This is a genomic window from Paraburkholderia sp. BR14320, from assembly GCF_040948665.1.
In the GTDB taxonomy this organism is placed as follows: domain Bacteria; phylum Pseudomonadota; class Gammaproteobacteria; order Burkholderiales; family Burkholderiaceae; genus Paraburkholderia; species Paraburkholderia youngii.
On record NZ_JBFPKG010000015.1, the window covers coordinates 105,257 to 118,032 of the forward strand.

The following is a 12,776-nucleotide window of genomic DNA, read 5'->3' on the forward strand; positions in this document are numbered from 1 at the left end:
CCGATCAAGCTTGATATGAACGTACTGTTGTGTGTTCGGAAAATTCAAAATGAATCCATTATTCGAGTCCGAGCATCGCAAAGAATCGCGAGGTATCTCCTTCGGTGCGCAAGACCTCGCGCATCAGATCCGGCAAAGACATCGCACCCCACGAGACCGCACGCCGCAGCAAATACGGGGTCGGGCTATGCGGCTCGTGCTCGGCCAGGTAACTGGCCACGAGTTCGATCAGGTCATAGGCCTGCGCGCGGCTCTCCACTCTCGCGGGCGAAGACCTGACAGCAGCGTTCGGCGACGGTAATTCCAGCGTGGCATTGCTCATGGCGTTTTCCATCGATGCGAGGTGTGAAGCCGCGCTCGACGCACGCGCGGGGTTGTTGCCGGCGTCGTCCGCCGCGATTGTCTGCGGCGCGGCGGATAGCGCCTGAGAACCGCACAGGCTGCTCACGGCGCGTGTCAGACGCATCAGAACGTCATCGACCCGGCCAAGATGGGGCGAGTCGTCCTGCAAAAATTCATCGAGCAGGTTCCCGAAATTCCCCCACGCCGCTCGCGCCAGTTCCAGTTGTTGATGAAGCGATACGAGCGCGGGAAGGTTGCGCCCCCGCTTCACGTGCTTGTCGAGGAGTTCGCGTGTGAGGCTTGCCGCCCCGGCATCGCCGCCGTCCAGCACGACACGCTGCCACTCGTCGAGATTGACCTGCGCCGGCTCGCGCTCGTCGATGACAAGTAGCGGCACGTGCAGCGTCAGCACGAGAGCGAGCGTGTCATTGAGCCAGACGAATGGCGCGACGCGTGCATCGGCATCGCCCGCTTCGAGCATCGGCCATGCACTTGCCCAGTAACGCTCGGCGAGTGCCGTCAGCAAGCGTGTGCCAGTCATCAGGCCTTCGACACCATGCAAATTCGTCCATGCCTCGCACAGCCACGCCGCGAGCTGAAAGTCCTTGCTGCGCATCGCGAGGGCGTCGCTGCTCAGCGCCGCGACGCGCTTCCAGTCGGCCTTGACGAGCGGGCGCTCCCATTCGCCCATTGGCACGCTCGCGTCATCCTGGTGTCGCGCTTCGCGGATCTGCTGGTACACCGGGTCATAGCGCAGGGAAACGCCTGCGCCGTCTTCACTACCGGGAACGGGCGCCAACAGCGCGTCGAAATCCACGTTGAGGCCCGGCTCGACTTCCATAGGAAATGCCTGTTTCATAGTGCGCTCCATTCCGGCGCGCGCACCGGGAAACTGCCCGGCCACGGCAGCGGTGTTTTCTTGCCGGCGGGCATCAGCGCGATGCGCAAATACACGCGCCCATGGGCCTGCTTTGGCAATAACGAAAGGTCGACGGGGTTCGCCGTGCCCAGCGGGAACTCGATTTTCAACAGTTGCGAAGCGCGTTCGCCGCGACCGCTGGCGTCCGCCGCGCGCTGGCGGTTGATGAACGTGATGAGCGCCCACGGATCGGAGAACTGCCAGGTGAGCGTGCGCCCATCGGTCGAGTAGGCGCGCTGCTGCGCGTCCTCTGCCGCCGCCAGCGGCGAGTCCTTCGCGAAGCGCAGCACGAGCGAGACCGGCGTGCCGAAGTCCCAGTGCAGCGCGTGCGGGGCGTCATTCATCGACAGGCTTTGCGAGCCGATGGTGAGCGTCCAGTCGATGATCTGGTTCGCCGCGACTTCGCCGTTCCGGTTCGCGCGAAACTCGACGTTCACGTCGTAACCGGTGGCCGCTCCATCGTCGGACGGATAAAGCGGCGCGAGCAGCGTCTTCACTTGATCGAAGTTCTCGATGAACTGGCGCACCTTGTAGTTCGTCATCGCCGACGACGCTCCCGCACCCGACGCATGGAACGTCTCCGAGACCGGCTCGTAGCGCTTGAGCACCTGCCCCAGTTCGCCGAAGTCGGCCACCCCCGGCATGCCGGTATTGCGCGTGGCCACGCGCAGCATGTCGCCGTTGTCGAACGGCATGCGCCCTGCCACGCTCTCGTTGAACGCCGTGGCGAAATTGCCCCACTGCCGACGCATGTCGAACACATAACCCTGGTTGCAACGCGCGAGCAGGCGATCGTACAGCCGTGCGTGCAGCGTGGCGAAGTAGTCATCACCGCCGTTCGTGGTCGGCCGGCCGGTGAACTTCGACATGCAGCCCGCCGGCCCGGGATCGGCCGCCACCGAGAGCGCGAATTGTTCGAGACGCAACAGGCTGCTGTTCGGGTTCTTCAGGCGGTAGCGCTCCAGGTCGCGGTTGATTGCCTGCCAGCGCTGCGCGAGCGGCGATGCGGCGTCGCTCGCATTGAGCGCGGCGAGATACACCGAAGCCTGCTTGCCGAGCATCAGCGCGCGCGACGACTGCTGGTCGAGATACGGCGCGAGGGCGGCCGCGTCGGCCACGCCGAACGCCGCGAGAATCGGCGAGCGCGCGCTGTGCGAACTGTCGGCACTCGCCTCCTGGCGCGTCGCGTACAGCTCGGATTGCGTGAGCGCGTCGTCCACGCGGCGCAGGTGCGCCATCGCGTCGTTCGAGGCGAGCGTGTCGATATCCTCCAGTTGCGCGTTCGCGTGAAGCTCGGTAAGCAGCGCCTCGATCCGCGCGAGTCGCATGCGCGCCGCCTCGAACGCCGCGCTGTCGACATCGGCCGGCGCGGTGGTCACGTTTGCGGCCGCTGCGGTCTGGTCGAGAATCAAACGCGCGAACTGGAGATCGAGTGCGGTCTCGATGCCGGGACGCGCCGCCGCCGGCAGATTCGCAAGACCCTCGGCGAGGAAACGCTTGCGCACGTCGGAGCGCCTGGTCGAGCTGCGCGCGGTCCCACACGATCGTCGAGCCGTCGGCAAGGGTGGGCAATTCACGGTTGCGCGGCGCGACCATGAACGGCTGACTCAACAGCCCCGACAGGCCGTCGCGCAATGCGGCCCGGCCCGGCGAGATGTTATAGCGCGCGTCCTTGTCGATCCAGACGATGCCGCTATCCGCACTGCCAAAGCGCAGCGAAAACTCGCTGCGAAAGGCCTGGAAAGCGCTCTCGTCGCGATGGCGAATCTGCGTCGCGAGGTCAGTGCCGAGCAGGCGGCTCTGCGCCACGTGCGCGAGCGTGCGGTCGTACGTCGGCCCCGGGGTGAACTGCGTCTGGTGAATCCATCCGCCCTTGCCCGAAGCGAGCAAGTCGCGCTGCGTGTCGATCCCTGCCACCACCGCGCGATAGCCGTCCGTGAGCTTCGTGAAGTCGCCTGCGCCCGAGTCGGCTACGGTCAGGCCGCCCAGTCGATCGGAGATGGCGCGCTCGGCGACCAGCAGCGGATTGCCCGTGAACAAGGCGGCGTCGAGTTGCTGCGCGCCCTTGTCGAGCGTGCAGCGCAGCGCCTGCTGCACGGCCGCGAGATTGACGCCGGCCGTACCGTTGCCGGTCACGCTGCGGCGGTCCTGATCGCGGTAGAAGTAAGGCACGCTGCCTGCCACGTTGCCCTGAAGGTCCGCGCCGAGCGCGTAGCGCACCACGAGCCGCAACGAGTCCGCGTTGTCGGCCGCCGGTTGCTGCAATCGCTGCAGCGCCTGCAGCGCGGCGTCGAGTTGATCGACGTTGTGCACATAGAGCTGGAGGGCGTGCATCTGCGGCAGATCGTCGAGCGCAAGGCCGAGCGGCGCGCCGACGCGGCCGGCATCGGGCGCCGTGCAGTCGTCGCCGATGATGAGCTGGCCCGAACTTGGATCCCGCCCCACGCCCGTGAGCTGGCTGACGTGCGCGTACATTTCGCGCTCCAGTGCGGCAACGGCGATCTCGCCGAACTCGCGCTCGAAGCGATCCTTCACGCGTGCGTTCAGGTCATCGACGAAGCCCCACGAGCCCGGCATGAAGATCGTCCAGCCGCTGCTCGTCCTGAGGTTCTGGTTCATCGCGATCAGCGCGAGCGCCTTGCGGCGATACCAGTCGGCGGGCAGGTCCTGGCCTTGCTGTGCGGCGTTCGCCCGCTCAGCCGAGTCGCGCCGCAGCGCGCCAAGGGCCGCGACCAGCTCGCCGTTGCGATGACTTAGCTGCACGGTCGCGATGACGAGCCCGAGCGCCCAGCCTCCCAGCAGAGCGATGCCGCCCCAGCGTAGTGCTCGATTGAGCACGGGACGCGTGAGGTGCTGCGAACGGGACGGCCGCGTGAGGCCGTATTCGAGGAAGATCTTTTTCTCGAACAGATCGCGCAGAAATGCCGGCTGCAGCATCAGATCGTTGAACTGGCCGCCAGGCTCGCGCCGGCCGTCGCCCATCTGCGTGCTATCAGCGTTTTCCGCTGCATGGAGAGGCGCGCTCCCCACATACGCCGGCAGCGCGTCGTGCGACTCGCCGGACGGCGCTTCGAGCGCGGGCAGTTCGTCGCCCTCCACCATCGGCTTGGTGGCCTGCGCCACGCTCCACTGCGCGAATTCGCTCGCGTCTCCGGTCAGGTAAATGCCGCGGAAGAAGAACGGCTCGTGGTACGCGCTCGCACGCAGCAGCTCGTCGACGTAGAGCTGGAGCTGAGCGCGCATCGCGTCGATGCGCGAGGGCAGTTGCAGGAACTGGCGCGCGTCGAGGTGCGACGAATCGAGCGCGAACAACTCGGCGCTCGCGTCCGAGACCGAGCGCATGATGCTGTTCATCGCCGTGTCGACCCAGCCTGGCTGATAGGTGGTCGAGAGATCGAAAGGCGAAGACCAGCCGAGCATGCTCGCGCGCAGCGGCTCGGGCAGCGCGCGAGCGAACGTTGCGAAACCTGGTAACGACTCGCAGCCGGTCACGACCACGTACACGGCAAAGCGCATCGCAAAGCGGTTCTGCGCGAGCCACAGGCGGCGATGCGCGAGCTTCGCATGGCGTACGAGCTCGAGGCGTGCATCGGTGTCGTCAGCCAGCAGAGTGGCGGCCGGCACCGTGATCACCACCGAGTCGAACGGACGCTGCTGGCGATAATTGCGGCACAGGCTCAGAAATTCGTCCCATGGCTTGCCGTCGCCATCATCGTCTGGCGAGCCCAGATAGGCCGCCTTGATGTCCACCACGATGCCGCGATCGAAGAAGTGCCACGAGATGCCCTGCGTGGCCGCGGGGCTCGCCGCGTCGGCGCCGAGGACGCTCGCCACGCCCGCCTGGGCGATTGGCAGCGGACGCGGATCGTCGCCCTCGTTGAGGATCATGATCCACGGAATGTTGTAGCGCTCGGCGCGCGTGGCGATGTTGCCTTCGATCAGTTCAACGGCCTGGCGGAAGGCGCTACGCAGTGAATCCGAGCGCAGGCGCACGATCTTGCGCTCCGCGGTGGGCTTCGTGTGCGAGCCATGCAACGCGAAGTAAATCACCGCGCCGAGCACCGCGCACGCAACGAGCGTCAGCACCGCGATGGAAAGCAGGAACAGGTTGCTCGTCAGCATGAACGCGCCCCCACGAAAAACAGGTTCGACGACGTCATTGCACGCGCTGGCATCGCATGATTCGGCTTCATCGGTTCACCCCCGTCACCGGGTCGGCATGCAGGGCTTCGCGCACGGGCCACGACTGCCACAGCCAGAGCACCTCGGAAATCGCCAGCAGCGACACGGCCACCAGCATAAAAATCATGGCCCAGCGGCTCACGGTCGGCAGCTTGCGCGGCGCGACGTGTGAGAGCGTGTTCGCATAGGCGATCTCGGAAAGCACGCGGTCGCGGCCGCCCAGATCGGCGCGGCGTTGATAGACGAACTCGTAGAGTTCCTCGCGGTAGCTGCGCAGGCGCTCGGCGGCATCGGCACCGCGAAAGCGGCCCTGGAAGCCCATCGCGAGCGAGAACAGATAAAGGCGCGCGATGCTGCGGCGCGATGTTTCGCGCTCGGACAGAAGTTGTTCGATGCGGCGGAACACGAGGTCGCCCGCCACGTTGGTGCGAAACAACGTCGATTCGAGCAGATACGCGGTCCAGCGCTCCCGTCCAGCCCACGGCGTATTCAGCAGGATTTCGTCGGCGAGCACGGCCTTCAGATAGCGCGCGTCCGCGACGATCTCCATTTCGAAGCGCGTACTGTCACGCCGCGATTGCAGCGTCTGGATCTCCAGCAGGTTCAGCAGGTGACGGCTCAACCCCTGCGCGGCGAGATCCGGGTCTGCGTCGGGCAGCTCGGAGAAGCGCGCCTGAGCCATCATTAGCTCATCGAGGAAGGTGCGGAACTGCTCCGTCACGAGATCGTCTTCTTCTGCTTCTGGTCGGATGCGTGCCATGCTCAGCGTGCCTTCGCGTTTAACGTCTTCATTGCAGTCATCGTTGCTTGCATCATCCCTTCACGAACAGCAGCATTTCCTGCGGCCGCTGCGCGCTCGTGCCTTCGTTGGGATTTCCGATCACAAGTGTTTCGCTCGCGAGCACGAGCGCGGCCTCCGCCGCGACCTCGAACAGCAGGTAGCCCGAGCCTGAGCGCAAACCGAGATCTTCCGCATAGTCAATGCCGCGCCGGGCCGCGCCCAGCACCCGGCGGCTGCGCAGCGAGGCATAGACCGACTGCGAGCCGATCACCGCGCCGTCCATCCACGCGAGCAGGTCGCGATCGGACTGGCCACGCAGGCCCACGACGAGCCGTTCGCCGATCCAGTCCGGATGCAGCGTGATTTCGAACGCGCCATGGCGGAATTCGAACTTGTGCTCGCGATGCTCCTCGTTCACCTCCGACATCGACTCGCGCAGCGAGCGCAGCAAAGGCGTGAACACCGAGAGCGGATCGCCGTGATCGTAGTCGGGCGGCACGGGCGGTAGACCACCGGGCTTGAGCATGGCGAGCGAACCGTTGAGTGCGGCCAGCGCGTGATACAGCGCAAGCGGATGCAGATGCGGCGTGCGCAGCACCGCTTCGGCAAGCGGCAGCGCGCTCAGCAGACTGCGCAAGCGGTCCTTCAGCTCCAGTTGCGTGAGACGATCGTCGACCCGCGACGAAGGATTCGCGGTCTGTCGCGCGACGAATGCTGCCTTGCCTCGCAACTGACCCAGCAGCGAGGCCACGCTCGTCCACAGTGGATTGTCACGGGCGACTTCGAGGAGCGGCGGCTGGTGTTCGCCTAGCCGCACCACTTCATTGTCCTTGTAGAGCGAGCCAAGCCGCAGCCACACGTGCATCGCGGACGGCAACTCGCCCGCCGCCAGCGCAAGGTTTGGGACGAGGCGCGCAATGTCGGCGGGCGGCGCGTCGGATACCAGGTCCTCAACGGGCGCCACCGACGTCGAGCGAAAGCGCCGGACCTGCGCCGCTCGCCGCATCGTCGACGCGCCGGGCAGCACGAGATAGAAGTCGAGCGGCCCGTTCGACAGCGCGTCGGCGAACGGCTCCAGCGACAATTCCAGCCGCTCCGCGCCCGCGGCCTGCGCATGGTAGGTGACGGCCGTGCCGTCGGGCAGAATCGCGTCGAGCTCCAGCACGCGCAGCAGGCCCGCAGGCAGCAGCCCGTTGTCGAACACGAGGCGTCGCACGCCCCAGCTGAACGGCGCCGCCGCGAGCGTCTGCCACGCCACGAGCGCATCGGTGCGCGACGCCATCTGCTGAAAATGCTGGGGCGAGAGCAACATGCCCTCGAACCACTCGATCCGCTCGGGTACTGCCATGTTGCGGTCATGCATCATTTCGAATCCACGACGGTAAGGTTGTTGCTGCCCAGCTGCACCACCATGTGGCCGCTGAAATGCTCGATCCGCGCGCGATGGGCGCCCGGGTCCTGATAGTTGGCGAACACGAACGCGCCCGCCACACGCGAGCCCTCGAATGCGTCGCCGCTCACGTCCAGATGCAGGCCCGGCACGATCTCCCAGCTTCGATAGCGCAGGTTCTTCGGATACGTTTTCACGAGGTCGTCGCGCGCCGTGAACCATTTCGACGCCGGCATCTCGGCGAGCCGCGCGAGCATCGCGGGGTCGCTGACGAGCACGACATCGACGGCGACGGGGCTGTTGTTGTTGACGTCGTCACTGGCGGTGAAGGTCACTTGCGACCATTTCGCCTTCTCGCCGCTCAAGCCGAGCATGCTGCAGCCGCCGACCGCGAGGGCGACCCCCGAGGCCGCCAGCAACACGGCCGCACCGCGCGCGAGCCGTGCGCGCAAACGCAATCCCACCTTCTTCATCTCGCTCCTACTCCGATTCCCATCAGCAATATCAGCGAGGCCACCATCACCGCGCAGCCCGCCGCCAGCGCGAGTTGCCCGCGCGTGAACGTGAAACGCAGCACGGGGCTCAACCCCGCGGCGCCGCCTTGCACCTGCACGGCTACCTGACGCTCGGAAGGCAATCCGGCGGACACCAGTGCGATCACCGTGCAAACCGCAAGCAGGCTCAGCACGTTGCGCGGCCCTTCACAGATCAGATCAACGGACACGAACAGCACGGCCGCCGCCTCGGCGGGCAGATGCAGCATCGACAGCACCACGCCCGTGTACCCCACCGCAGCCACACCGCTCTGCCCCGCCGAAACGAAGGCCGCCACGACGGCCGCGGCACACACGAGCGCGATTTCGCCAGCTCCGAGCGGCCGCTCGTAGAGATTGGCGACGAATACCGTCGCCAGCGCGTAATAGAGCGCCGAGCCCGCGCGCACGAACACCGAGCCGAACGGCACCACGAGTTCCGCCACTCCACGGCTGAAACCAAGGCGCTCACTCATCGCCTCGATCGTGTGCGGAATCGGCGCGGTCGCACTGCCCGAGGTCAGGCCGATCAGCAGCGGCGCCTTCAGTCCGCTCAGCACTTGCAGCAGCGGCTGCCTGGCGCGCGCCGCGATGGTCGCGAGCGCGAGCATCGCGAGCACGAGAGCCGAGAGTGCGAAGCACAGCAGGAAGCTGCTCATCGCTTCGAGCGTCACCGCCTGCGTGTGCGACGTGAGATGCGCGGCAACGCCGAACACCAGCACCGGAATCAGCAGGTTCGCCTGCGCAATGATGGTTTCCAGCGCACGGTAGACGCCTTCGAACACGCTGCTCAGCATGCGCGTCTGCTCGCGCGAGAGCGCCGCGAACGCGAGGCCGAACAGGATCGTGCCGGTCAGAATGCCGAGCGAATGGCCCTGCGCCAGCACGCGATAGAAGTTGTCGGGAAAGATATCGTCAACGCCGATGAGGCGCGACCCGGCGCTGGCGCTGCTCGCGCCGCGGTCGAACAGCGCGACCCGCACTTCGTCCGCGCTCGCGCTCTTGCGCACGAGTTCGCCGAGATGCGCATGCGCGTCGGCTGACAGATGCTGACCGGGCATGGCGAGCACGCCGATCAGCGTGCCGCCGATCCCGCTCAACACCACGAGGGCGAGCGCGAGCAGCATGATGGTGCCCACCCGTGTGCGCGGACGCGGCAGCGCAATCACCTGGCGCAGCCCAAAAAACGTCGCGACGACCAGCAGCGGAATCGCCGCCATGTTGACGACAGAGAGATACAGTTGCCCGACAAAGTACGCGGCCGCGCCCGCCGGTTCGGCGAACACGCCGCACAGGCCGCCCGCCGCGAGGCAGACGATCAGTCCGAGCGTACTCTGCGAGAGCATATGCAGTGCTTTCATGCGGGACGGTTCCAGCCGCGCTCGCACCCGTATTTTACGGTGGCGCGCGCGAGTTCGAGCGAGCTGTCGATGAGGACGAGAGGAGGCGACGCGATGTGCTGAGCCGCCAGCGGAATCTCGGTGCAGGCCATGAGCGCCGTGTCCACACCCCGACTGGCGAGCGCCATCAGCACGTCTTCGAGGTGGGCGCGGGCCGCATCGAGCTTGCCCGCCTTCACCTCGCGGATGCAGGCCGCGACGCGCAACTGCATCGATGCATCTGGCAGCACGGGCTCGATGTCGAGATCGGTCAGCGCCTGCTGGTAGAAGCCCGAAACGAGCGCGCCGCCGGTGGCGAGTAATGCCACGCGGCGCGCCGCGCGCGGCACGGCCGCCACGCACGTCTGCGCGATGTGCAGAACCGGCGCCTTGCTGCGCGCGCGCATCGGTTCATACCAGTGATGTGCCGAGTTGCACGGAATCGCAATCAGCCCCACGCCGTTCTGGTTCAGCAGATCGATGCCGTCGAGCAGCGCCGGCAGCGGATCGGCGCCGCCGTCGATGATCGCGCTCGAGCGGTCCTCGATGTGCGGCAGGTTCGCCACCAGCAGCGGCAGATGCTCCTGGTCGCTGTTCGCATGGGTCAGGCGCACGATCTTGTCCATGAAGTCGACGGTCGCAAGCGGCCCCATGCCGCCAAGAATGCCGATCATTGCCATTGAGGCTCCTAGATCTTGAGCGGACGCGGGCAGATCACGGAAACAGCCGCCGCATTGCCGATCACGAGCACGAGCGTGCGCAGCATGTCGCAAATCGGATCGACGGCGAGAAACAGGATGAATGCGGCCTCGAACGGCAGGCGCAGATAAGCGCACGTCATGCCCACGAGAGAGACGGTCACGAGACCCGTCATGCCCGCCGACGCGAAGCCCGCGAGCACGGAGGCGAGCAGCACCGTCACCACCTCGACCAACCCGAGCGAATGCCCGTAGAGCTGCGCGATGAAGAGCGTCGCGCACACGTAGTAGACCATCGGTCCCACGCGCAACAGCGAGATCGTGAGCGGCACGAGCAGTTCGACGCGTGAGCGCGCGAAACCCAACCCGTCCACCAGGCTCTCGATCATGCTCGGCATGCAGGCCGCGCTGTTGCGCGTGGCGAGCGCGAGCGCGAACGGCGCGCGCAGCGCGTCGAGGGTTTTGGCGAGGCTGTGGCTCGAACGCTTCCAGATGATGACGGCCGCGAGCACTAGCAGCAGCGCCGAAGCGACGAAGAACGCCAGCACGAACTGCAGCATCGCATGCAGGGGGCCCACGCCCGACTTGCCGAGCTGGGCCGCGCTCATGCAAAAGAGAATCAGCGGCAGCGGGTAGCTCAGCCAGTGCATGAGCTTCTGGCACGCGTGATAGATGGTTTCGAGCGACTGGCTCAGGCCCACCGAGATCCGCTCCGGCACACGGCCCACTGCCAGGCCGAACAGCAGCGCGAACACGAGCGCCTTCAGCGCGTCGCCGTTGGCGAGCGCCGCGAAGATGTTGGTGGGCACAAGGCTCGCCAGCACGTCGGACAAACTCAGCGACTTGGCCGGGAGATCGGCGCCATAGAGGTTCATGACCGTGTCGCTCGATGAAGTGTCGTTGCCAACCATCAGGCCGAAGGTCTGCATCGTCGCCGTGGAGATGTTGGCGCCCGGGTGCATGACGAGCAGCACGATCGCACCGACCACGGCGACCGTCGCCGATGCGCCGAGGAACACGGAGATCACGCGCATGAGCAGCCGCGACGTGCCGCCATCGCGAAAGAGCCTCTGCAGGCTGAAAATCACCGCGGAGATCATGAACGGCAATGTCGTCATCTTCAGCAGGTCAACGTAGATGTCGCCGATGAAGCCGAGCTTTTGCGCCAGTTCCGGCAGAAACAGGCCAAACGCGCCGCCAAGCGCGAGACTGCCGATCACCACCCAAGGGTTGAGAACGAATGCGTAAATCCTGCTGGAATTCATGTGGTCTCTCTCGTGCTGTTTCGCACTGTTTTTGGATTAGTGGTCCGCGGCCTGGAGAACCGCGCTCACGTCGAGCTTGACGCTGCGCTCGGCAAGAAACTGGTTGACGAACGAAAGCAGGGCCGGGTCGTTCACGTTGACGCCGATCGCGAGCGTGTCTTCCAGATCCTGCAGCGTCACTACACGCAGGCGCAGCGAAGCGGTCGGATCGACCTTGAGCACGCGCTTGACTTCGAATTCGTCGCGATAGGCCGCCGTGATTTCGCCCGCGTTGAGCGCCTTGAGTACATCGTCCCAGGTCGGATAGCTGCGCACCTGGGCATGCGGGAAATTGTTCACGACGTAGCCTGCGTACGACGAGTTCGCCACTACGCCGATAGTGCTGTCGAACGAGCGCACGACTTCGGGCACCGAGCGGCCGTGCGCGAGTTGCGCGAACTTCACGCGGTTGAGCAGCAGCGCACGATTCAAGCGCAGGTAAGGCGAGCTGAATGCGATCACCGTCGCACGCGTGAGCGTGCGCGACAGTTTGCTCACCGCGATGTCGGCCTGCCCACGCGCGAGCAGGCTCACGACGTCGTCGAAGGTATGGGCGTCGCGGTTGAAACGCACTTTCACGTGGAGCTTGCTCGCCATTTCGCGCGCGAGATCGATGTCGAGGCCTTCTAGCTTGCTGTTGCGCTCCTCGAAGAACGGCGGCTGGTCCACGCTCAGCACTGCAACCACCAGTTCGCCGCGGCCGATGATGCGAGCAAACTCGGGCGCGAGCAGGCGGCCATCGGGCATCTGGACGAGACCGGTCGAGGTGGTGACGGGCACACTCGCCGGGGCCGGGGCCGCGATTGCGTTCGCGACGACGGGCGCGCTCGGGCTAGCCGGCGTCGCGGCAGCGGTACCGGCTGCGACGGCAAGCGCGGCGCCAGCCAGCGATGCGCCGATCCGGCGCCACACGGCGCCGATCTTGAAGGCGGTTCGCGAGCCGCGCACGTCATTGGACAGAAAAGCGAAAAAGAAAGACGACATGGAATTGGCGGTCTCAAGGAGTCGAAGAAGCGGGTGCGGGTGCAACGGCCAGATCGCCTGTGTCGAGCGACGCCTGGGCGGCTGCGCCGGACTGCGGCGCGACGGAAACGACGACGGCCGCGGCGCTCTGCGCGGGCGGGCGGTTCATGCGAGCGCCGATCTCCATACCGAGCAGGAACAGCAGCACGCATAGCAGGAGCGCGCAGCTCACGGCGATCGTCACCATGCGCGAAGTCATCGAAAAAACGTATTGCATATCTGTCT

At 65.9% G+C, this 12,776-nt stretch carries 9 protein-coding genes and 1 pseudogene; all 10 read right to left on the reverse strand.

Annotated features, from left to right (window positions below):
• Nucleotides 1–58 precede the first annotated feature (58 nt).
• Nucleotides 59–1,201 (reverse strand): type VI secretion system protein TssA, encoded by a 1,143-nt coding sequence (gene tssA, locus AB3X89_RS16610; protein ID WP_368584260.1) that lies wholly within the window; start codon nt 1,199–1,201, stop codon nt 59–61.
• Nucleotides 1,198–5,383 (reverse strand): annotated as a pseudogene (locus AB3X89_RS16615) (type VI secretion protein IcmF/TssM N-terminal domain-containing protein). Before AB3X89_RS16615 ends, tssA begins: the two are co-directional and overlap by 4 nt.
• Before the next feature lie 67 nt (nt 5,384–5,450).
• Nucleotides 5,451–6,203: a DotU family type IV/VI secretion system protein gene (locus tag AB3X89_RS16620; RefSeq protein WP_368584261.1), complete on the reverse strand. Its 753-nt coding sequence runs from the start codon at nt 6,201–6,203 to the stop codon at nt 5,451–5,453.
• Between the two features lie 52 nt (nt 6,204–6,255).
• Complete coding sequence (gene tssK, locus AB3X89_RS16625; RefSeq protein ID WP_368584262.1) at nt 6,256–7,590, reverse strand: type VI secretion system baseplate subunit TssK; 1,335 nt, start codon at nt 7,588–7,590, stop codon at nt 6,256–6,258.
• Entirely contained in the window at nt 7,587–8,087 is a 501-nt protein-coding gene (locus tag AB3X89_RS16630; protein ID WP_368584263.1) for a hypothetical protein, read from the reverse strand. Before AB3X89_RS16630 ends, tssK begins: the two co-directional genes overlap by 4 nt.
• Nucleotides 8,084–9,508, reverse strand: a complete 1,425-nt coding sequence (locus AB3X89_RS16635; RefSeq protein WP_368584264.1) for a dicarboxylate/amino acid:cation symporter — start codon at nt 9,506–9,508, stop codon at nt 8,084–8,086. The genes AB3X89_RS16630 and AB3X89_RS16635 overlap by 4 nt, the downstream gene beginning before the upstream one ends.
• Nucleotides 9,505–10,206 (reverse strand): aspartate/glutamate racemase family protein, encoded by a 702-nt coding sequence (locus AB3X89_RS16640; RefSeq protein WP_368584265.1) that lies wholly within the window; start codon nt 10,204–10,206, stop codon nt 9,505–9,507. Before AB3X89_RS16640 ends, AB3X89_RS16635 begins: the two co-directional genes overlap by 4 nt.
• 8 nt (nt 10,207–10,214) lie before the next feature.
• Entirely contained in the window at nt 10,215–11,489 is a 1,275-nt protein-coding gene (locus AB3X89_RS16645) for a dicarboxylate/amino acid:cation symporter (protein ID WP_368584266.1), read from the reverse strand.
• A gap of 36 nt (nt 11,490–11,525) precedes the next feature.
• The gene (locus AB3X89_RS16650) at nt 11,526–12,512 is read right to left on the reverse strand and encodes a substrate-binding periplasmic protein (protein WP_368584267.1); all 987 of its coding nucleotides are present in this window, start codon (nt 12,510–12,512) and stop codon (nt 11,526–11,528) included.
• A 13-nt stretch (nt 12,513–12,525) separates the two neighbouring features.
• Entirely contained in the window at nt 12,526–12,768 is a 243-nt protein-coding gene (locus AB3X89_RS16655) for a hypothetical protein (protein WP_368584268.1), read from the reverse strand.
• Between the last annotated feature and the right edge of the window lie 8 nt (nt 12,769–12,776).

What these genes read in the sequence shown, in the direction of transcription:
- tssA (WP_368584260.1), bottom strand. Translation starts at nt 1,201, where the DNA reads ATGAAACAGGCATTTCCTATGGAAGTCGAGCCGGGCCTCAACGTGGAT.
- AB3X89_RS16620 (WP_368584261.1), bottom strand. Translation starts at nt 6,203, where the DNA reads ATGGCACGCATCCGACCAGAAGCAGAAGAAGACGATCTCGTGACGGAG.
- tssK (WP_368584262.1), bottom strand. Translation starts at nt 7,590, where the DNA reads ATGATGCATGACCGCAACATGGCAGTACCCGAGCGGATCGAGTGGTTC.
- AB3X89_RS16630 (WP_368584263.1), bottom strand. Translation starts at nt 8,087, where the DNA reads ATGAAGAAGGTGGGATTGCGTTTGCGCGCACGGCTCGCGCGCGGTGCG.
- AB3X89_RS16635 (WP_368584264.1), bottom strand. Translation starts at nt 9,508, where the DNA reads ATGAAAGCACTGCATATGCTCTCGCAGAGTACGCTCGGACTGATCGTC.
- AB3X89_RS16640 (WP_368584265.1), bottom strand. Translation starts at nt 10,206, where the DNA reads ATGGCAATGATCGGCATTCTTGGCGGCATGGGGCCGCTTGCGACCGTC.
- AB3X89_RS16645 (WP_368584266.1), bottom strand. Translation starts at nt 11,489, where the DNA reads ATGAATTCCAGCAGGATTTACGCATTCGTTCTCAACCCTTGGGTGGTG.
- AB3X89_RS16650 (WP_368584267.1), bottom strand. Translation starts at nt 12,512, where the DNA reads ATGTCGTCTTTCTTTTTCGCTTTTCTGTCCAATGACGTGCGCGGCTCG.
- AB3X89_RS16655 (WP_368584268.1), bottom strand. Translation starts at nt 12,768, where the DNA reads ATGCAATACGTTTTTTCGATGACTTCGCGCATGGTGACGATCGCCGTG.